This is a genomic window from Aurantiacibacter sp. KMU-128 (genome assembly GCF_056933515.1).
Genome location: NZ_JBXORT010000001.1, coordinates 1,686,506 through 1,705,223, shown reverse-complemented (window position 1 = coordinate 1,705,223; position 18,718 = coordinate 1,686,506). Strand labels below are relative to the sequence as shown.

Genomic DNA, 18,718 nt, shown 5'->3' with positions numbered 1-18,718 from the left:
GCCTTTTTTCTCTCCCGTCGGGGCCTAACGATTTGCGCGCCTGTTCACAACTTTAGAGCAAAAAACCGCTGGAGAAAGCCGCTTGGGCGCGTTGTGAACGATAACATGGCGAGAGGTTAACCACAGGGATTTGACGCGCGCTTTTGGCATCACTAAGGGGCGCGTCAAAGCTGCTGCGCATTCGTATGCGCTGGAGCGGTTTCGCACGGAACCGCAGCGGCCCCATCGGCGCAAATTACCCGCGCCAAACGCGTAATTGAGAGGATAGGCCTGTGTCCGCTTCGCTTAGTGTTCCCTTGTCCGCGCAGGGCATTGCCACCACCGCCACGATCCACGCCAATCTCGGCACGCCCGCTCTGGTGGAGCACGCGATTACCAATGGCGAGGGGCGTCTCGCCAAGCACGGCCCGCTGGTGGTCGAAACCGGCAAGCACACCGGGCGCAGCGCGAAGGACAAGTTCATCGTCCGCGATGCAGAGACCGAGAGCACCGTGTGGTGGGACAATAACGCTTCGATGAATCCCGAACACTTCGCCGCGCTCAAGGCCGATTTCATGGCTGCGCTGGCGGACAAACAAACGCTCTATGTCGCAGACCTGTTCGGCGGCTCGCAGCCTGAACACCGCGTCAATGTGCGCGTGATTAACGAGCTTGCATGGCACAACCAGTTCATCCGCACGATGCTGTGCCGCCCGACCGCTGAAGAGCTTGAAGGCTTCGTGCCCGAATATACCGTCATCGATCTGCCCAGCTTCCAGGCCGATCCCGCCCGCCACGGCACGCGCAGCGAAACGGTGGTGGCGGTGAACTTTACCGAGAAGCTGATCCTGATTGGCGGCACGCGCTATGCGGGCGAGATGAAAAAGGGTGTGTTCGGCATTCTCAATTACCTGCTGCCCGCGAAGGGCGTGATGCCGATGCACTGCTCCGCCAATACCGGGCCGGACGGCAAGACCGCGGTGTTCTTCGGCCTGTCGGGCACGGGCAAGACGACGCTTTCCGCCGATGCCAGCCGCACGCTGATCGGCGATGACGAACATGGCTGGAGTGACCAGTCGGTGTTCAACTTCGAAGGCGGCTGTTACGCCAAGATGATCCGCCTGTCCGCAGAGGCCGAGCCGGAGATTTACGCCACCACGCGGATGTTCGGCACGGTGCTGGAAAATGTCGTGATGGACGACGCCACGCGCGAGCTTGATTTCGACGACGCCTCGCTCGCCGAGAACAGCCGCGGTGCTTACCCCATCGACTTCATCCCCAACACCAGCGAGCACAATCTTGGTCCGGTGCCGAGCCATGTGGTGATGCTGACCGCCGATGCCTTTGGCGTGCTCCCGCCGATTGCGCGGCTCACGCCCGATCAGGCGATGTATCACTTCCTGTCGGGCTACACCGCCAAGGTTGCTGGCACCGAAATCGGCGTCACCGAGCCGCAGGCGACCTTCAGCACCTGCTTCGGCGCGCCCTTTATGCCGCGTCACCCCTCGGTATACGGCAATTTGCTGAAGGAGCGGATCGCCAAGGGCGGGGTGCAGTGCTGGCTGCTCAATACCGGCTGGACGGGCGGCAAATATGGCGTCGGAAGCCGGATGCCGATCAGGGCGACGCGCGCGCTGCTTAATGCCGCACTGGATGGCAAGATGGACGGCGTGGAATACCGCAAGGACGCCAATTTCGGCTTTGACGTGCCCGTCAGCGTGCCCGCATTGGCTGAGGCGGGTATCGACCAGACCATCCTCGACCCGCGCAGCACCTGGGCCGATGGCGCAGCCTATGATGCGGCGGCGCAGAAGCTGGTGCAGCTCTTCGTCGACAATTTCGCGCCCTTTGCCGCCCATGTCGATGACGGGGTGCGCGGTGCGGCGCCGCAGGCGGCGTAAGCCAAGCCCGCTGTAGAGTTGGAGAGGAGGCCCCGCCCGTGCCGGAGAAATCCGGTGCGGAGCGGGGCCCGAACTTTTGTACGCTCCGGCAAAACAGTCTGCCCCTGAGTCATACATGTTTCACCTTGTTTTACTTGACTCCAAGGCCTGCGAAGCGTCCTTTCACGCCAGCACGACACGCAACTCCAAGGAGGGATTTTCATGAGCATTTTTGACCAGATTCTCGGCCACGTCACCAACAACCCCACCGTTACCAACATGGCGGAAAAGCTGGGCATTGATCCTGCCGACGCAGCGCGCGCCGTGGCAGCGCTGGGCGAATCGCACCAGCAGGAAGGCGACACCATCGAACTGGCGGCAGAGCGCACCGGCATGGACGCAGGCATTCTCAACCAGATCCGCGATGCGATTGGCGGCGAAGGCTCGCTGAGCAGCTTCGCTGCGATGGTGGACAAGGATGGTGACGGCAATCCGCTGAACGACATTGCCGATATGGCCAAGGGCTTCTTCGGGCGTAGCTGAGGGTGAGCCTTGCACAGATCCTCCAGCAGACGGGCGTCATCGAAAGCATGGCGCGCGAGCTGAATATCGACGAAGCGACCGCGCGCATGGGCGCAGGCGCTCTGCTTCCGGCCATTGTCGCGGGGATGGGACGTAGCTCCACCGCAGGCGGCGGTTCCGATCCGCTTGGCGGGCTGGGCGGCGTGCTCGGCTCGGTGCTGGGTGGCGGAGCATCTGGTGGCGGCCTTGGCGGCGGTCTGCTCGAAGCGGTGCTGGCTCCGCAGGCGACGCCGGTAGAGCAGGGCAACGATATTCTCGGCAGCATTTTCGGCAGCCGCGATGTCAGCCGCTCGGTTGCAGGCGAAGTCGCCGGCGTGACCGGGCTGGACGAAAACCTGCTCAAGCGGATGCTGCCGATCCTCGCCATGGCGGTCGTCGGCTATATGACCCGGCAGGCGGGCCAGAGCGAAGGCGCGCAAGGCGGCGGGCTGGGGGGAATCCTCGGCTCGATCGTTAGCGGGATGGCGCGCCGCTAAACGTCTTTTCGCGCTCGCGCAGTCACACCGATTGCGCGAGCGCGGAATGCACCGCGCCGAACAGGCCGAGCCCGATCAACATTGCCGCGCCACCGCGCGAACCGATGCGTTGCCAGCGGATTTCGGATCGCGGCAACAGCGCCAGCAGCATTACGCCCATGGCGGCGATCACCAGAAATGTCAGCTCCACGGGGCGCTCCTTCCGTGTTAGGAAAGTGGCAAGCTGCGCCCCATTGGTTAATTCCGGCTCAACAAACGCGGTTAACGCCGCGCTAACCGACCGTGATCTGCGCGCCATTGGCGATCATGTATCGCGAGACGTTCTGCCCCATCACATCCAGCGGCGCATTGCCGCCTTCCACCACCGCCATGTTAAAATCGCGCAGGTCGTAGTTGCTTCCCAGCGCCTGCTGCGCAAGGCCGCGCTGGCGCAAAATCTCCAGCTTGCCAACCATATATCCGCAGGCCTGGCCCGGCCAGCTGCAATAGCGGTCGATCTCGTTGGTGGTCTCGGGAATGTCCACCCCGCTGTTCGTGTGGAAGTAATCGATCGCCTGCTGCCGTCCCCAGCCTTGTGCGTGGAGACCGGTATCGACCACCAGCCGGATGGCGCGATAGGCGGCGGCTTGCAGATAGCCCAATCGCCACGCGGGATTGTCGGCATAGGCACCCAACTCGTCCGCCAATTGTTCGCTATACAGCGCCCACCCTTCACTGAACGCGTTGAACGCGAGGATCGCTCGGATCAGCGGCAACTGGTTCGAGTACTCACCCTCCCACACATGGCCCGGAATCGCCTCGTGATGCGTGAGCGTGACCAGATCATAGGCGCGGTGCAGATCGGTGGTGCGCAGATTGATCCAGAAGGTGCCGGGGCGCGATCCGTCCACCGCCGGAGCGCCGCCATAAGCGGTGGGCGCGCCGAGCTCCTCATTCGGCGGAATGCGGCGGACTTGCACGGCGGGATTGACCACGCGGCGGAAAGCGCGGGGCATTTCGCCGCGTATCCACTCGATCCGCTCTTCGAGGAAGTCGATAATCTGCGCGCGGCCCTCATCGCCCTCGGCGAATTTGAAGCGGTCGTCCTGCGACAATTCGATCATCCGCTGGCCGGGATTGCCCTCGGTATAGCCGAGGCTGCGCAGGATGGGGTCCATCTCGGCGTGAATGTCGGCCAGCGTGTCGATGCCCAGCTCGTGGATTTCGGCGGGCGACATCGTGGTCGTCGTCGAAGATTTGAGGCTCCAGCGATACCATTCGTCGCCCTCGGGCTGCGCGTACATACCCGGCGCGCTGCCCGCCGTCCGTAACTGCGTGCGGATTTCGGCGAGCTGGTTTTCCAGCCGCAAGGCGATCGGGCCGGTGACGATCTCTTGCGCGCGCGCTTGCCAGTCACCCGCGATACCCGCCTCTCCGGTGCGCCGGACGAGCGATTCCACCAGCGATCCGCCCGCCATCGCGTCGGTCAGCTGGCGTTCCATCTGGTCATTGGCGCGGGTGAGCAGGAAATCGGGCGGCACAACGCCCATTGCGCGCGCTGCCTGCATCCGTTCGAGCTCGCCCGCCAGCACATCGGGCATGGCTTCGAGGCGGGAGAGATAGGCTTCGGCATCTTCCTCGTTGCGGATCGGGTGGTCGCTATCGAGCGCGCGCGGCAGATCGATATAGGCGCCGACATTCTGGATGACGGGATAGGGCGCGGTGCGCCAGCTGCCGACGGGGATATCGCCATAGGGCAAGGCGAAGCCTTCGATGGCTGTCTGGTATGCGCTTTCGACCACTTCGAAGCTGGTGCGGGTCGCCGCATCCATGCCGACCTTGGGGAATTGCTGCGCGCGCAACAGATCGCGCTGGAGTGTTGCCGCATAGGCATCCTGCCCCGCCTGCGTCGCATCATGCAAGCGGCTGCGCAAGGCGGCGTGGGTGCCGGTTTCCACACCCAGACTGCTCGCGCGCAGCGGTTCGTGTTCGAGCAGATTGTAGGCCATTTCCTCGAGCAACGCCTCGCCCGCCGATTGTCCTGCAGGCGGAGACATTGTCGTGAAGACAGGCTCCGTCTGCGCGGTCTGGCTGGCGGCGCATCCGGGCAGAACGGTGAGCGCGGTGGTGGCCCCGAGCGCGCCAACAAAGGAACGGCGGGTGAGCGTGTGATCGAAAGGTGTGGTCATGCGCCAAGTGGTCGCGCACCAATGCGCTTCCGTCAAGCGGCGGCGCGCGCTAATGCGACGGGATGTTCGATGTCATTATTTCTATCATCATGCTCGCCGGAGTGGCTCTTGTAGCGGGCGCGGTGGCGCTGTGGCGGCGCGGCAATCGCAAGAATGCGGGGCTGATGGCGCTGCTGGCGGCGGTGATGTTCGTCAATGTGGCGATCTGGCTGCTCCCGACAGCGGATGGCGAGACGCTCGCCGATGCCGCTGCCGGGAATGCCGAGTAGGCCTATTCGGGGATCTGCCAGGTCACTTCGCCGGTATAGCTTCCTGCCACCCGGGCGCCGGTGGTGTCGGTGGCGGGGGTGAAACGGGCAACGCGCTGGATGACGCGGCAGGTCTGCCGGTCGAGCCCGCTATGCCCGGTGCTGCGGGTCATCTCGCAACCGGTGACGCGGCCATTGCTGCCGATGGTCAGGCGATAGCTGCCCGTGCCTTCATTGCCGCGCCGCAAATCGCGGTCGGGATAATCGTCGGTCGTAATCCAGCCTACCGGCCCATTCGTGGGGCGTGCCGCGACCGCTGCGATGGTGGGTGAGGGGGACGGCGTGGGCGATGGTGTAGCGCGCGGCGTTTCCGTGGGGCGCGGGCCTGCCTGTGCACCGGGGTCGGTTATCGGCGGGCCGGGCGGGGCCGGTGTCGGCGATGTCGGGATCGGATCACTCGGTGAAAGGGGGAAGGGGCTCGGCGGCACATAGATGATGTCGCGCGGCTGCGGGACGGGCTGTTCCACCGTGTCCGGCTTAGGCGGAGGCGGAACATCGATCAGGATTTCGGTCCCCTCGAAGGGCTCCTCAACCGGCTCAGCAACAATTGTGGTGACCGCAAGCCCGGCGATGAGGCCCGCGCCGATAAGCGCATGGATTCCGATAACGGTCGTGGCGGCCTTGGCGCGCTGGGCCGGGGTGATGGTGGCATTGGCGTATGACATGGCTTCTCTCCTTAGCGAGTCATGTTATACTATTACCTAACGTAAGAAAGTGAGAATGGCAAGTCCACTCGCGCAACAGTGTTACGCGGGGGTGTCCTGCAAACGGTTATTCGGAACTGTGCGCGTGGTTCGGCGCCCGATCAGGAGATCGGGCAGGCCGGATCGAGGCGGAAGTCGAGATAGCGGTTGACCGACGCCATCAGTTCTTCCTGTTCGTTCTCGAAGAAGTGGTTGGCGCGCGGAATCTCGTCGTGGTGGATCGTGATGTGCTTTTGCGTGCGCAGCTTCTCGACCAGCTTTTCCACCGATTGCGGCTGCACCACCGTGTCATTCGTCCCCTGGATGAAAATGCCGCTGGCGGGGCAGGGGGCGAGGAAGCTGAAGTCGTACATATTTGCTGGCGGCGCAATCGAGATGAAGCCGCGGATTTCCGGACGGCGCATCAGCAGCTGCATCCCGATGAGCGCGCCGAAGCTGACACCGGCAACCCAAGTCACCTGCGCTTCGGGATGGATCTGCTGCACCCAGTCCAATGCACTCGCCGCATCGGACAGTTCGCCAATTCCGTTGTCGAAAGACCCTTGCGAGCGGCCCACGCCGCGAAAGTTGAAGCGCAAGGTCGCAAAGCCGCGATCGACGAAGGTCTTGTAGAGCTTCTGCACGATCCGGTCATTCATCGTGCCGCCGCCCTGCGAATGCGGGTGCAGGATCATGGCAACGGGCGCGCGCGGACGCGGGCCGGGGGAGAAACGACCTTCGAGACGGCCTTCGGGGCCGGGGAAAATGACGTGCGGCATGGGCTTGTATGGCCTTGGCAAAAATGGTGGGTGCGCGGAGCGGGTGGCGCTGCGCAAGTGGGCGGCTATATAGGCATGATCCGTAAAATCGCAATCATTCTAAGCGTCCCCGTCTCTCTATGAAGCGCATCTATCTCGACCACGCCGCCACCAGCCCGCTGCGCCCCGAAGCGAAGGCGGCGATGGAGGAGGGCTTTGCCATATGGGCGAACCCGTCTTCGCCCCATGCAGAGGGCCGCAAAGCGAAGGCCGCGCTGGAGGATGCACGGGCGCGGTGCAAGGCGGCGCTCGGCTGGGAAGGAGAGCTGATCTTTACGAGCGGGGCGAGTGAGGCAGCGGCGCTGGCCGTCAAGCAATCGAAGGTCCGCCGCTGTGGGATCAGTGCAGTGGAACACGATGCGCTACATCGATTTGTGGCAGAGGGAGCCGTAGAGCTGCCAATCGGGCACCGTCATGGCGTAGACCCATCCGCGATTTCACAGTTATGCTCGCCTTTCCAGCTGCTTGACGCTGGTTTGCAAAAACCGACTCTTGTCGCTGTTCAGCACGTCAACTCCGAAACGGGAACGGTACAAGACTTAAGCGCGGTTGCTGCGATGGTTCACGATGCAGGTGGTATTCTGCTAGTCGATTGTGCGCAGAGTGCTGGGAAAATGAAGCTGCCAGCCGAGGCTGACTTGGCGATAGTTGCAGCGCACAAGTTCGGCGGCCCCATTGGGATCGGGGCTTTGTTGGTGCGCGATTTTGCATTGTTGAAGCCTTTGGGCGGACACGAGCGCGGCTACCGCCGGGGTACGGAAAACTTGCCTTCGGTGATGGGTATGGCCGCCGCCCTCGAAGCGCCAGAGCCAGACCCCAACGTTGCTTCCGCATTTACGATGTTCGGCGAACGGATGGAGCCATGGGAGACTTTCCTAGGTGCTCGCTCGAACTACATCATCCCGCTCACCCACCCCACTATGTCGGCGCAGGCCCTGCTCATCCGGCTCGACGCGATGGGCTTTGCGGTCTCGGCGGGCAGTGCCTGTTCTTCGGGAACGCTCAAAAAGAGCCGTGTGCTCCATGCCTTCGGCGTTGATGACGCGACGGCCGCCCGGACGATCCGCGTCTCGCTCGGTTGGAGCACAACGCCGGAGGAGCTGGATGCGTTTGTGGAGGCTTGGGAAAGTCTTCTCTAAATCGTCATTGCGAGGAGCCGTCAGGCGACGTGGCAATCCAGTTCTGACGTTTGAAAATGCCGTGGACATCGGGACTGGATTGCTTCGCCGCGCTCGCAATGACGGGATTAGGGCGTTAGAGCGAGGCGCATGATCTACCTCGATAACCAAGCCACAACGCCGCTTGCGCCCGAGGCCCGCGATGCCATGCTGCAATGGCTCGGCGGACCGGAGAGCACCGGCTTTGCCAATCCGCACTCGCCGCACCGCATGGGCCGAATGGCCGCCGCCGCTGTCGAGCTGGCGCGCGATCAGGTCGCGGCGCTTTTTCCGCCCGGCGGCACGGTGCATTTCACTGGCAATGCGTGCGAGGCGATCAATCTCGCCATGCGCGGCACGGTGATGAAAGGCGGCGCAAAGCAGGGCCGCATCGCCGCCTCTGCCATCGAACATGCCGCCGTGCGCGACACCGCCAAAGTGCTCGACGAACCGCACATCATTCCCGTCGACCGCGACGGCATTATCGACACCCGCGCCAATTTGCCGGACGACACTGCGCTCGTTTGCGTGATGCAGGTGAACAACGAAATCGGGACAGTGCAGCCCGTAACCGAGATTGCCGAACGCGCGCGTGAAGCAGGCGCACTGGTGCTGTGCGATGCGGTGCAGGGTGCGGGCAAATTCGCCGCGCCCGAAGGGGCGGACATGATCGCGATCAGCGCGCACAAGCTTTATGGCCCCAAAGGCATCGGCGCGCTGTGGGTGCGCGACGGGGTAGAGATCGACCCGCAAATTACCGGCGGTTTGCAGGAGAAACTGCGCTCGGGCACGCTCAGCACCGCGCTGTGTGCAGGCTTTGGCGCAGCGGCCAAACTCGCGGCGGAGCGGATGGAGGCAGACGCCGCCCATGCCCGCAGCCTGTGGGACCGCGCGCTGGACCTGTTCGATGGCTGGGCAGTCAATGGCAGCATGGAGGCGCGCAACCACGCCAATCTCTCGATCCGGCGCGAGGGATTGGATGTCGCGCGGCTGATGAGCGATTGCCGCGACGTGATGTTCTCCGCAGGATCGGCCTGTGCCAGCGGATCGGGCAAGCCTAGCCATGTCTTGAAAGCCATCGGCCTTTCGGACGCCGAAGCCAAAAGCACGATCCGCATCGGCTGGGGCCGCTACACCACGCCGGAGGAGCTTGAAGCGGGCGCGAAAGTGATTATCAGTGCTGCATCGCAGCAAGGATAGGCCCCATCAAAATCACGTTTCTCACCCGCGATGGCGACAAGGTAGAGGCTGACGCCGAGGCGGGCAAGAGCCTGCTGGCGGTCGCGCAGGCCGCTGGTATGCCGCTGGAAGGCACGTGCGAGGGGCAGATGGCCTGTTCCACCTGCCACGTGATCGTCGCCCGCGAATGGTTTGCGAAACTGCCCGAAGCGAGCGAGGAAGAGGAAGATATGCTCGACCTTGCCGCCGATGTGCAGCCGACCAGCCGCCTGTCCTGCCAGATCATTCTCGGCGAGGAGTTGGACGGGCTGACCGTGCGCATTCCCGATGCCAGCGTAAACGCGCAGGCCTTCTGAAGGACGCCCGGAATGCAGGAGCGGGTCAGGCAGTTCGTCGAAGCGGGCTGGTTCGAGAAGGCGATCATCACGGTGATCGTCATCAATGCCATTGGCCTCGGGCTGGAAACCTCGCCCTCCGTGATGGCGCGGTTCGGCGGCATCATCCACGCGCTCGATACGCTTGCGCTGGGCATTTTCGTGGTCGAGCTGGCGCTGAAGCTGTTCGCCTACCGCTTGGCCTTCTTCCGCAATGGCTGGAACATTTTCGACCTCGTGATCGTGTCGGTGGCGCTGGTGCCCGCATCGCAGCAATTCTCCGTGCTGCGCGCCTTGCGCATCCTGCGCGCGCTGCGACTGGTCTCGGTGGTGCCGAGTATGCGCCGCGTGATCGTCGGCCTGTTCCAGGCCATCCCCAGTATCGGCACGGTGATCGTGATGCTGCTGCTGTTGTTCTACATCAGCGCGGTGATGGCGACCAAACTGTTCGGCGGGGCCTTCCCCGAATGGTTCGGCAATCTCGGCCTCTCGCTCTATTCGCTGTTCCAGATCATGACGCTGGAAAGTTGGAGCATGGGCATCGTGCGCCCGGTGATGGAAGTGTACCCTTACGCCTGGGCCTTCTTCGTGCCGTTTATCCTGCTCACCAGCTTTATCGTGCTGAACCTGTTTATTGGTGTGATCGTGAACGCGATGAGCGAGGCGACCGAGGAAGAGGCGCATGACGAGCGCGAGATGATCCTCGACGAACTGCGCGGCCTGAAAGACGAAATCGCGGCACTGCGCCATGCGGTGGAGGAGCGCGGGGGCAGGTAACGACCCGCCCCCGCGTTCACGGCCTAGGCCTCGGCTTCGACCGGCGGCTCAAACCGCTTGAGCAACCGTTTCACGCCCCAGATCGCGCCGCCCACGGGCACGAGGATGCTGCCCAGCACGATGAATGCGGCGAACAGATAGCCCAGAATGCCGCCGATGCTGGCAAAGGCTGACGAAACCGGATCGAAGAAGCTGCTCGCCGGAGCGCTGGCAGTCGAATAATCGATATTGATGCGGGTGAAGGCGACGCGCCCGCGCATTTCTTCCAGCCAGGTGCGCGCCTGATCGATTTCCTCGTTTATCCGCGCGACCTGCCGCTCGGCCTCAACGATTTCCTCGACGCTGCCCTGGCGGGTGCGCAGCACTTCCATCATCCGGTCGCGCAAGGCGATGCGGCTGCGCAGCCGCGCTTCGGTATCGACCATGTTGCGGGTGATATCTTCGCCGGTGATGCCAGCCGTCACCTGCTCGCCGCCCGCCGTGGTCGCCGCCGCGCCCAGCCTGCCGCCGAATTCGCGGGCCTGATTGGCGATCACCGCAAGTTCGAGCCGACCGCTGGCATAGCCATCCTCGACATTGCCCGAATGCGATTGCGAGACGATCTGGCAGACATAGGGCCCTGCGGCCTCGCACATATCGGCATGGCGTTCCTGCAAGGGAGCGATCTCTGCCGCGTCCATCTGGAAGCCGTATTCATAGGTATAGGCCATGCGGGGCAGGGTAAGCGGAATGTCCGGGCGGCTTTCGAGCGCGGCACTGTCGGACGCGGTGGATGCCGCCTCGGCGATCTCTTCGCCCTCTTCAAAGAGTGCCTCCGGCGCTGCCTCAATTGTGGCATCCGCTTCGGCATATTCGGCACTTTCGCCATAATTCTCCGATTCGGAGCAGGCAGCAAGCGCCATACAAGCCAATGAAATGGCTATCAAAAAACCTCTCTTACGCATCTTCGGCCTCCTTATTGCCTTAATTGCGCCATAATCTCGCCACATTTTACAGCACTTGGCAAGTGGGTTTGCACCCCCGGCCTTCGGGCGCTGGTTCGACCACGGACGGCGTGACATTGCCGTATCTGCGGTGCATGAGAGGTAGGGGCCGGGGAGGGACTCAATGGGAAAATTGCGCGCAGCGAGCATCGCCCTTGCGGGCATCACAGCGCTGGGAAGCTGTTCACCGGCCATTTCCGAGCAGCCTGTCCGAAGTTTTGTCGATGTCCCAATGGAGCCGGTCCGAATTGCCGATATCCGTTATTCCACCGGCGCGACCGAAACTGGCGAAATGCCGCTCCTGCTCGATCTCTACGCGCCCGACGCGCCGTGCCTCCAGCCGCGACCAACGGTCGTCTTTGTGCATGGCGGCGGCTTTGTCGAAGGGTCAAATCGCAGCGGCCATATCACCCGCATCGCCGAAGCGCTGGCCCGCCACGATATCGCCATGGTGTCGATCTCCTATCGCTTGCGCGATGATGCGCCGCTGATTGCCACGGCAATGGAGGCATTGGCGGCAGACCTTCGCACGCGCGACCGAACAACCTTCCATGCCCGCACCGCAGCGGTCGCCGCCGCGGTGGAGGATACGGTGAATGCCATGCACTGGATCGAGCAACAGGGTGCCGCCTACTGTTTGGATGCGGAACGGATCGGCCTGTGGGGCGCATCGGCAGGCGCGATGACGGTGCTACAAGTGGCCTATGGCGCTGATGATTTCGGCATTTCGCGGCCCGAGCCGCGCGTCGTGGTCGATTATTGGGGGCTGCTGCTGACCGAGGGCGTGATTGATGCCGGTGAACCGCCGCTCTTCATCCTGCATGGCACGGCGGACACGGTTGTCGGCTATACCGAGGCAGAGGAGATCGTTCGCCAAGCACGATCCGCAGGCGTGCCGCTTTCATTTGCTACCGTGACTGGTGCGGGCCACGGCTTCGGCGGTGTCGGCTTCGGATCTATGGAGGTTGCGGAGCAAGGCTGGGCGGATTTGACCGCCGATTTCGTCGCGGCCCATTTGCAGGGCGGAGATGCGGACTACGCAATCAGGACAGTGCAAAGGTGATACGACAAGGCTCCGCCACCACGGGGGTGACGGAGCCGTGCGAAGGTCTGATAAAGACCGGCGCGAATGGGGCGCTTATGTGCTTTCCATTTCGCGCTCGGCGCTGGCGGAGCGATTTTGCAACTGCTCGATAACCGCCTTGGTGAAGGCCGGAATGTCGTCCGGGTTGCGGCTGGTGATGATGTTGCCATCTACGGCAACCTCTTCGTCCACCACATCGCCGCCTGCATTGGCGAGATCGGTCCGCACAGAAGGCCAGCTGGTGACCTTGCGACCCTTGACGAGACCGGCCTCGACCAGCATCCATGGCGCATGACAGATGGCGGCAATCGGCTTTCCCGCCCCGTCGAAATCGCGGACAAGCTGGACCGCCTTGTCATTCATCCGCAGAATGTCGGGATTGATCTGGCCGCCGGGCAGCATCAGCGCGTCGAAATCGGCCGCCGATGCTTCGGCAATGTCCAGATCAACCGACACGGGCTCTCCCCATTCGCCGCTCGAAAAGCCACGGATTTCGCCACTTTCGGGGCTCACGACGACGGTTTCGTAGCCTGCTTCTTCCAGGCGGCGTTTGGGCTCTTCCAGCTCGGATTGTTCAAAGCCGTTGGTCGATAAAATCATGATCCGTTGGGTCATGGAGTATTCTCCTTTCACATTTGCGTGTCTGATGGATCAACGGGTGGGGAAATCGCATCGTTCCGTGCTGTCCGGTGACCCGTTCGGGTGATAGGGCGAACCGATGGTTACTCCCGAAGACACGTCCGATTCCGAACAGGGCATCATCCGCGAACCGTTCGAAAGTGCGTTGTCAGAACGGTATCTCGTCTACGCTCTGTCCACGATTACAGCGCGTTCGCTGCCGGATTTGCGCGATGGTCTGAAGCCGGTGCACCGCCGCTTGCTGTGGACGATGCGGCAATTGCGGTTGTCGCCCGATAATGCGTTCAAGAAGTCCGCCCGCGTCGTGGGCGATGTGATTGGCAAGTACCACCCGCATGGTGACACCGCAGTTTACGATGCGATGGTGCGCCTCGCCCAGCCTTTCACCCTGCGTTATCCGCTCGTCGAGGGGCAGGGGAATTTCGGCAATATCGACGGCGATAACGCCGCCGCCTACCGCTACACCGAAGCCCGGCTGACGCGCACCGCCATGCAGCTGATGGCGGGGCTGGATGAAGGCACGGTCGATTTCATCCCGACCTATAATGGCGAGGAGCAGGAACCCGAGCTGATGCCCGGCCTGTTCCCCAACCTGCTGGCCAATGGCGCGAGCGGGATTGCTGTGGGCATGGCGACAAGCATTCCCAGCCACAATGTCGCCGAAGTGCTCGACGCGGCCGAGCTCGTACTGTTCAACAAGGACGTGACGCACGACGCGCTGATGGGCGTCTTCCACGGGCCGGACTTTGCCACGGGTGGCCTGATCGTGGACGGGCCGGAAGCGATTTCACGTGCTTATGAAACGGGGCGCGGCAGCTTCCGCGTGCGCGGCCGCTTCCACGCGCCCGAGGCGGAGAATGCCGAAGATCGCGAAGCGGGGATCGAGCGGCAAAAGGGCGGCGGATACCAGCTCGTTATTTCCGAAATCCCGTATCAGGTGCCCAAGAGCAAGCTGATCGAGCAGATCGCGCAGGCGATTGCCGACAAGAAGCTTCCGATCCTCGAAGACGTGCGCGACGAGAGCGACGAAAATATCCGCATCGTCCTCGTCCCGCGCAGCCGCAATGTCGATCCGGAGATGCTCAAGGAAAGCGTCTACAAGCTCACCGATCTGGAAACGCGCTTCGGCCTCAACATGAACGTGCTCGATCACACGCGCACGCCGATGGTCATGGGGCTGAAAGAGCTGCTGACCCACTGGGTACGCCACCAGATCGAAATCCTGCAAAAGCGCGCGGAGCACCGCCTCGGCAAGATCGCCGACCGGCTGGAGCTTCTCGAAGGCTATATCATCGCCTTCCTCAATCTCGACCGGGTGATCGAAATCATCCGGTACGAGGATCATCCCAAAGCGGTGATGATGGAGGAATTCAGCCTGACCGACCGGCAGGCCGAAGCCATCCTCGACACGCGGCTGCGGAGCTTGCGCAAGCTGGAAGAAATGAAACTGCGGCAGGAAAAGGACGACCTGCTGAAAGAGCAGGCTGAGCTGGAAGCCTTGCTCGCCAGTCCCGCGCGGCAGAAAACGCGGCTGAAGAAAGACATGGCCGCTTTGCGCAAGGAATACGGGCCGGATACCGCGCTCGGCAGACGCCGCACCACAATCACCGATGCCGCGCCGGTGGTGGAATTCGACCCCAATGCCATGATCGAGAAAGAGCCCGTCACTGTCGTGCTCAGCCAGAAGGGCTGGGTGCGCGGGGCGAAGGGCCATGTCGATCTGGGCAAGGATGGCGCGGGCGATTTCAAATACAAGGAAGGCGACGGCCCGGCATTCGCCGTCCATTGCCAGACGACCGACCGCGTGCTGCTCGCCTGCGATGACGGGCGTTTCTTCACGCTGGGTGCGGACAAGCTGCCCGGCGCGCGCGGCTTTGGCGAGCCGGTGCGCAACACGCTCGACATTGATGCGAGCGCCCGGATTATCGCGGTGATCGTTCACGCCAAGGACAAGCAGATCCTGCTCGCGAGCACGATCGGCAAGGGCTTTGTCGCGATCACCGACGAACTGCTCGCCGAGACGCGCAAAGGGCGGCAGGTGGTGAACCTGAAAGGCGATGCGAAGCTGATGGTGGCGCGGCCCATTGCGCCCGAGCACGATCATGTTGCGGTGGTGGGCGAGAACCGCAAGCTGGTCGCCTTCGCGCTCGAAGAAATGCCGGTGATGAGCCGCGGGCAGGGCGTCACCCTGCAACGCTATCGCGATGGCGGACTGTCCGATGCGACGACTTTCACGCTGGAAGATGGCCTCAGCTGGGCGATGGGCGGCGATAGCGGCCGCACGCGGACCGAGACCGAAATCGGAATGTGGAAAGTGGCGCGCGGCGCTGCGGGACGGCTGCCGCCGCAGGGGTTCCCGAAGGATAATAGATTCTGATGTTCCGCTCGCCCATCCGGGCGAGCATCCTCGGTGCTATTCGCTCCGCCGGGACTTTGTTCCGGCTGCGCGGCACCTGCGGGTCGCGCTGTGCGCTCGGTCAGCCGCTTCGCGTCTGAAATGTTCCGCTAGTCCTGAGCGTGTCGAAGGACGAATTCGCAACGGCTATGAGCCTTGGCCGCCCAATTCCTCGTCCAGCAGCACCTCAACCCGCGCCGCATCGGGAAAGCCTTCCGCTATCCAGCGCCGCTCCACCGCTTGCAGAATGCGCGCGACTTCCGGCCCTGCGCCAACCCCGCGCGCGACGATGGCGCCGCCTTTGAGCGGGAAGGTCGGCACGTCCCAATTGGCGAGCGGCGCGGTGTCGCCCCCCGACAGCAGCAGCAGATCGCGCGCCTCGTCCTTGCCGTGGCGATAGCCGAGGGCGCGCGCGTCCCCCTCAACTTCCGAGCGAGCAGCCAGCAGCGTCAGCACTTTGCGCTGTGTATTGGAAAGCCTTAGACGCGCCGCGACCTGATCGGCGAGCTTCGCGTCCTCCGGCAACAGAGCGGCGAAGCGGCGGAGCGCGGAAGGCGCGGCGGCTTGGCTCTGCTCATGCGCCACCAAAGCGGCCAGCGCCTCCAACTCCTTCACGCCTGTTTCAGGCAGGATCACCGGCAGCACCCCGCGTTCAAACATCCGCGCCAGCACGGAATGCGGATCGGAGAGGGCACAGATCGCCAGCACTTCCATCGCCACCCGCTCGCGGCTGAGGCCTTTCAGCGTGGAGGCGAGTTCGGCGCAGGCTTCCTCTGCCTCGGCATCCAGCTCCGCCCCGAACCGCGCCTGGAAGCGGTAGTAGCGCAGGATACGCAGGTGGTCCTCGCGGATACGCTCTCGGGCATCGCCGATGAAGCGGACAGTGCGCGCATCGAGATCGGCCAGCCCGCCGAAATAGTCGCTGATTTCCAGCGTTTCGGGATGCGCGAACAGCGCGTTGATGGTGAAATCGCGGCGCGCGGCGTCGTCGTGCCATTCCTCCGCGAACGCGACCGTCGCGCGCCTGCCATCGGTGGCGACATCCTTGCGCAGGGTGGTGATCTCGACATGGCCGCCGGGCAGCACAGCGGTGACGGTGCCGTGCTCTATGCCGGTGGGAATCGGCTTGATTCCTGCGGCCTCCAGCCGTTCCATGACTTGCAGCGGATGCAGCCTGGTGGCCGCGTCGATGTCGTTGACTTCGCTGCCCAGCAAAGTGTCACGCACCGCGCCGCCTACCCAACGCATATTCTCCGCGCCCAATGCGGCAACAAGCTGCGCCAGATCTGCGCGCTGTGTCCAGTCGGTTTGGGGGAGCCTAGCCACCACAACACCGCTCATGCTGAGCCTGTCGAAGCATCGTTTTTCCTTTCGGACTCTCCGCTAGAAGAAAGTGCGACCCTTCGACAAGCTCAGGGTGAGCGGGATAGGGGACAAGCTCAGGGCAATCGGATGTGTGGAATTCAGGAAACCAATTCGCGCCAATCCAGCCGCCGCGACAGGTTGGCGATGATCCCCGCAGTGATTCCCCAGATGCGGTGCTGTTGCCACACGATCTCGATATAGGGCCGCTGCACGCCGCCGAAATCGCCCATTTTGGGCACGTGATTGCGCGGGTCGAGCACGAAGCGCAAGGGCGCCTCGAACCAGCCATCGACTTCGCGCGGGTCGGGGGTGATCGTGATATCGGACGGCACCAGCCCCAGCACGGGGGTAAGGTTGAAGCCGGTGCCGGTCATGAAATTCTGCCCCGTGCCGATAATCCGCACCGCGTCGCGCGGGATCGCCAGCTCTTCTTCCGCCTCGCGCAAGGCCGCCGCCACCGCGTCCTCGCCCGGTTCCAGCTTGCCGCCGGGGAAGGCGACTTGGCCGGGATGCGCGGCCATGGTCTTGGGGCGGTGGGTGAGCAGCAGGCCGGGCTCGGCACGCTCGGTAATCGCCATCAGCACGGCGGCATCGCGCGGTTCGCGTGTCACCCACGCACTGTCATCGCGGATGCCTTCGATCCCGATATGCGCGCTGCCTTCGAAAAGCCGCTGCGTGCGGGTGAAAAGATCGCTCATCGCGGCACCAGCGGAAAATCGGCCCCTTGGCTGGAGACGAGCGGCACATCGCCTTCGAACCGTGCCAGCTCGGCCAATTGCAGCCATGTCGAGCGGTTGAGCCGCGCCTCGCAGCCATGGCGCACCGCCAGATAGATCGCAGGAGCCTCCGCATCGCCCGCCGCGCGCAGCGGATTGTCCGGCCCGGCCAGCACCAACTCGTCTGTGTTGAGGCGAAAGGCGAGCGCATCGTCTTCGGCCTTCACATCCACGGCGATGAAGGCCGCGTCCTCCACCTCTATGCTTAGCTTGTAATGCGGTGTGACAAGGAAATAGCGCCCGTCGTCCTCGCGCCGCAGCAGGCTGGCAAAGGCGCGCACCATGGCCGGGCGCGTGATCTCACCGCCATTGTGGAACCAGCGCCCGTCCGCCGCGATGCGCATACCGCTGTCGCCCTGTTCAGGCGGGTTCCAGTCGGCGACCGGCGGCAGGCCGCGCCGTGCGGTTTCGAGCGCGATTTCGGCGAGCGACAGTCCGGCAAGATCAGGGGGCGGGGTATACGGCATCGGTCATTCCCCGATGCCAGAGCGCGTCAGCCAATCCAAGGCCCAAGCATACCTTCGTGGGGGAGCACGGCGGGATTGGCGCAGCGCACCAGCAAGCGATGCTTTTCGTAAGGGCCGGGCAGCAGCCAGCCTTGCGTCGGCGCGCCGGTGAAGCCGAAGCGTTCGTAATATTCGGGATCGCCCACCAGCACTTGCGGGAGCGCGGTCTGCGGATCGAGCGCGGCGGTCATCGCCGCCATCAGCGCTTGGCCGAAGCCTTCGCCCTGCCGCTCGGGCACCACAGCTACGGGGCCGACCATGAGCATCGGATGCGCGCGGCCCTTGGGATCAGTCAGCGCGACGGGCCATGTCTGGATCGTGCCGACCAGCAATTCCTCGCTATCGACCACGGCGAAGCTCAGCGCAGGCAGCCAGTCCATGCCGGTGCGCACACGGTAGGCTGTGCGGGCATGGCGATCCGTCCCGAAGGCACGGTCGAGCAGAGCCTCGATCATATCGGGCGCAACCGCTTCGAGCGGGATCAGCGTGGCAGTATCATCCATCAGGCGCGCGCCGATAAAGGGGTTTGGTCGCGCTTGCAAAGTCTAAACCACTTCCGTCATTGCGATGAGCCGCAGGCGACGCGGCA

General features: G+C 63.5%; 20 protein-coding genes. 10 read left to right on the top strand and 10 right to left on the bottom strand.

Features of this window, described 5'->3' with window-relative positions:
- Positions 1-272 precede the first annotated feature (272 nt).
- The 3 genes from ACS0VV_RS08520 (at position 273) to ACS0VV_RS08510 (ending at position 2,917) form a co-directional block, all read left to right on the top strand.
- A complete protein-coding gene (locus tag ACS0VV_RS08520) occupies positions 273-1,880 on the top strand; it encodes a phosphoenolpyruvate carboxykinase (protein ID WP_483532283.1) in 1,608 nt (535 codons plus the stop codon).
- Between the two features lie 201 nt (positions 1,881-2,081).
- Complete coding sequence (locus ACS0VV_RS08515) at positions 2,082-2,402, top strand: hypothetical protein (protein WP_483532282.1); 321 nt, start codon at positions 2,082-2,084, stop codon at positions 2,400-2,402.
- Positions 2,403-2,404: 2 nt separating this feature from the next.
- Positions 2,405-2,917: a DUF937 domain-containing protein gene (locus ACS0VV_RS08510; RefSeq protein WP_483532281.1), complete on the top strand. Its 513-nt coding sequence runs from the start codon at positions 2,405-2,407 to the stop codon at positions 2,915-2,917.
- A gap of 22 nt (positions 2,918-2,939) precedes the next feature.
- Here ACS0VV_RS08510 and ACS0VV_RS08505 read toward each other — a convergent pair whose 3' ends face one another.
- Together ACS0VV_RS08505 and ACS0VV_RS08500 are read right to left on the bottom strand one after the other, a co-directional pair.
- Positions 2,940-3,107, bottom strand: a complete 168-nt coding sequence (locus tag ACS0VV_RS08505) for a hypothetical protein (RefSeq protein ID WP_199857884.1) — start codon at positions 3,105-3,107, stop codon at positions 2,940-2,942.
- An 82-nt stretch (positions 3,108-3,189) separates the two neighbouring features.
- Positions 3,190-5,085, bottom strand: coding sequence for a DUF885 domain-containing protein (locus tag ACS0VV_RS08500; RefSeq protein ID WP_483532280.1), 1,896 nt, complete (start codon positions 5,083-5,085; stop codon positions 3,190-3,192).
- 62 nt (positions 5,086-5,147) lie between these two features.
- Here ACS0VV_RS08500 and ACS0VV_RS08495 point away from each other — a divergent pair, with 62 nt between their 5' ends.
- On the top strand, positions 5,148-5,354 hold the full coding sequence (locus ACS0VV_RS08495; RefSeq protein WP_151975344.1) for a hypothetical protein: 207 nt from the start codon (positions 5,148-5,150) through the stop codon (positions 5,352-5,354).
- A 2-nt stretch (positions 5,355-5,356) separates the two neighbouring features.
- On the opposite strand, the gene ACS0VV_RS08490 is transcribed toward ACS0VV_RS08495, so the two are convergent.
- Entirely contained in the window at positions 5,357-6,058 is a 702-nt protein-coding gene (locus ACS0VV_RS08490; RefSeq protein ID WP_483532279.1) for an energy transducer TonB, read from the bottom strand.
- A 140-nt stretch (positions 6,059-6,198) separates the two neighbouring features.
- A complete protein-coding gene (locus tag ACS0VV_RS08485) occupies positions 6,199-6,855 on the bottom strand; it encodes an alpha/beta hydrolase (protein WP_483532278.1) in 657 nt (218 codons plus the stop codon).
- Positions 6,856-6,974: 119 nt separating this feature from the next.
- Between ACS0VV_RS08485 and ACS0VV_RS08480 the strand changes: the two genes are divergently transcribed.
- The 4 genes from ACS0VV_RS08480 (at position 6,975) to ACS0VV_RS08465 (ending at position 10,381) form a co-directional block, all read left to right on the top strand.
- Positions 6,975-8,033: a cysteine desulfurase family protein gene (locus ACS0VV_RS08480; RefSeq protein WP_483532277.1), complete on the top strand. Its 1,059-nt coding sequence runs from the start codon at positions 6,975-6,977 to the stop codon at positions 8,031-8,033.
- A gap of 129 nt (positions 8,034-8,162) precedes the next feature.
- The gene (locus ACS0VV_RS08475) at positions 8,163-9,251 is read left to right on the top strand and encodes a cysteine desulfurase family protein (RefSeq protein ID WP_483532276.1); all 1,089 of its coding nucleotides are present in this window, start codon (positions 8,163-8,165) and stop codon (positions 9,249-9,251) included.
- 5 nt (positions 9,252-9,256) lie between these two features.
- The gene (locus tag ACS0VV_RS08470; RefSeq protein WP_483533518.1) at positions 9,257-9,586 is read left to right on the top strand and encodes a 2Fe-2S iron-sulfur cluster-binding protein; all 330 of its coding nucleotides are present in this window, start codon (positions 9,257-9,259) and stop codon (positions 9,584-9,586) included.
- 12 nt (positions 9,587-9,598) lie between these two features.
- Positions 9,599-10,381, top strand: coding sequence for an ion transporter (locus ACS0VV_RS08465; RefSeq protein WP_483532275.1), 783 nt, complete (start codon positions 9,599-9,601; stop codon positions 10,379-10,381).
- 23 nt (positions 10,382-10,404) lie between these two features.
- Here ACS0VV_RS08465 and ACS0VV_RS08460 read toward each other — a convergent pair whose 3' ends face one another.
- Complete coding sequence (locus ACS0VV_RS08460; protein WP_483532274.1) at positions 10,405-11,283, bottom strand: DUF4349 domain-containing protein; 879 nt, start codon at positions 11,281-11,283, stop codon at positions 10,405-10,407.
- A 313-nt stretch (positions 11,284-11,596) separates the two neighbouring features.
- Between ACS0VV_RS08460 and ACS0VV_RS08455 the strand changes: the two genes are divergently transcribed.
- Positions 11,597-12,427: an alpha/beta hydrolase gene (locus ACS0VV_RS08455; RefSeq protein ID WP_483532273.1), complete on the top strand. Its 831-nt coding sequence runs from the start codon at positions 11,597-11,599 to the stop codon at positions 12,425-12,427.
- A gap of 75 nt (positions 12,428-12,502) precedes the next feature.
- Here ACS0VV_RS08455 and ACS0VV_RS08450 read toward each other — a convergent pair whose 3' ends face one another.
- The gene (locus ACS0VV_RS08450) at positions 12,503-13,063 is read right to left on the bottom strand and encodes a type 1 glutamine amidotransferase domain-containing protein (RefSeq protein WP_483532272.1); all 561 of its coding nucleotides are present in this window, start codon (positions 13,061-13,063) and stop codon (positions 12,503-12,505) included.
- 103 nt (positions 13,064-13,166) lie between these two features.
- Between ACS0VV_RS08450 and parC the strand changes: the two genes are divergently transcribed.
- Positions 13,167-15,464, top strand: coding sequence for a DNA topoisomerase IV subunit A (gene parC / locus ACS0VV_RS08445; RefSeq protein WP_483532271.1), 2,298 nt, complete (start codon positions 13,167-13,169; stop codon positions 15,462-15,464).
- Between the two features lie 165 nt (positions 15,465-15,629).
- On the opposite strand, the gene ACS0VV_RS08440 is transcribed toward parC, so the two are convergent.
- The 4 genes from ACS0VV_RS08440 to ACS0VV_RS08425 form a co-directional block, all read right to left on the bottom strand.
- On the bottom strand, positions 15,630-16,811 hold the full coding sequence (locus tag ACS0VV_RS08440) for a CCA tRNA nucleotidyltransferase (protein WP_483533517.1): 1,182 nt from the start codon (positions 16,809-16,811) through the stop codon (positions 15,630-15,632).
- A gap of 134 nt (positions 16,812-16,945) precedes the next feature.
- Positions 16,946-17,545 carry a CoA pyrophosphatase gene (locus ACS0VV_RS08435; RefSeq protein WP_483532270.1) on the bottom strand — a complete coding sequence of 200 codons (600 nt, stop codon included), beginning with the start codon at positions 17,543-17,545 and terminating at the stop codon, positions 16,946-16,948.
- The gene (locus ACS0VV_RS08430; RefSeq protein WP_483532269.1) at positions 17,542-18,090 is read right to left on the bottom strand and encodes a DUF1285 domain-containing protein; all 549 of its coding nucleotides are present in this window, start codon (positions 18,088-18,090) and stop codon (positions 17,542-17,544) included. The genes ACS0VV_RS08435 and ACS0VV_RS08430 overlap by 4 nt, the downstream gene beginning before the upstream one ends.
- A 26-nt stretch (positions 18,091-18,116) precedes the next feature.
- Entirely contained in the window at positions 18,117-18,632 is a 516-nt protein-coding gene (locus ACS0VV_RS08425; protein ID WP_483532268.1) for a GNAT family N-acetyltransferase, read from the bottom strand.
- Positions 18,633-18,718 lie beyond the last annotated feature (86 nt).

Bases quoted from the DNA above. Each gene is read 5' to 3' on its own strand.
- ACS0VV_RS08485 (WP_483532278.1), bottom strand. From the start codon at position 6,855: ATGCCGCACGTCATTTTCCCCGGCCCCGAAGGCCGTCTCGAAGGTCGT.
- ACS0VV_RS08455 (WP_483532273.1), top strand. From the start codon at position 11,597: ATGGAGCCGGTCCGAATTGCCGATATCCGTTATTCCACCGGCGCGACC.
- ACS0VV_RS08465 (WP_483532275.1), top strand. From the start codon at position 9,599: ATGCAGGAGCGGGTCAGGCAGTTCGTCGAAGCGGGCTGGTTCGAGAAG.
- ACS0VV_RS08450 (WP_483532272.1), bottom strand. From the start codon at position 13,063: ATGACCCAACGGATCATGATTTTATCGACCAACGGCTTTGAACAATCC.
- ACS0VV_RS08430 (WP_483532269.1), bottom strand. From the start codon at position 18,090: ATGCCGTATACCCCGCCCCCTGATCTTGCCGGACTGTCGCTCGCCGAA.
- ACS0VV_RS08480 (WP_483532277.1), top strand. From the start codon at position 6,975: ATGAAGCGCATCTATCTCGACCACGCCGCCACCAGCCCGCTGCGCCCC.
- ACS0VV_RS08490 (WP_483532279.1), bottom strand. From the start codon at position 6,058: ATGTCATACGCCAATGCCACCATCACCCCGGCCCAGCGCGCCAAGGCC.
- ACS0VV_RS08460 (WP_483532274.1), bottom strand. From the start codon at position 11,283: ATGGCGCTTGCTGCCTGCTCCGAATCGGAGAATTATGGCGAAAGTGCC.
- parC (WP_483532271.1), top strand. From the start codon at position 13,167: ATGGTTACTCCCGAAGACACGTCCGATTCCGAACAGGGCATCATCCGC.
- ACS0VV_RS08495 (WP_151975344.1), top strand. From the start codon at position 5,148: ATGTTCGATGTCATTATTTCTATCATCATGCTCGCCGGAGTGGCTCTT.
- ACS0VV_RS08435 (WP_483532270.1), bottom strand. From the start codon at position 17,545: ATGAGCGATCTTTTCACCCGCACGCAGCGGCTTTTCGAAGGCAGCGCG.
- ACS0VV_RS08515 (WP_483532282.1), top strand. From the start codon at position 2,082: ATGAGCATTTTTGACCAGATTCTCGGCCACGTCACCAACAACCCCACC.
- ACS0VV_RS08475 (WP_483532276.1), top strand. From the start codon at position 8,163: ATGATCTACCTCGATAACCAAGCCACAACGCCGCTTGCGCCCGAGGCC.
- ACS0VV_RS08500 (WP_483532280.1), bottom strand. From the start codon at position 5,085: ATGACCACACCTTTCGATCACACGCTCACCCGCCGTTCCTTTGTTGGC.
- ACS0VV_RS08425 (WP_483532268.1), bottom strand. From the start codon at position 18,632: ATGGATGATACTGCCACGCTGATCCCGCTCGAAGCGGTTGCGCCCGAT.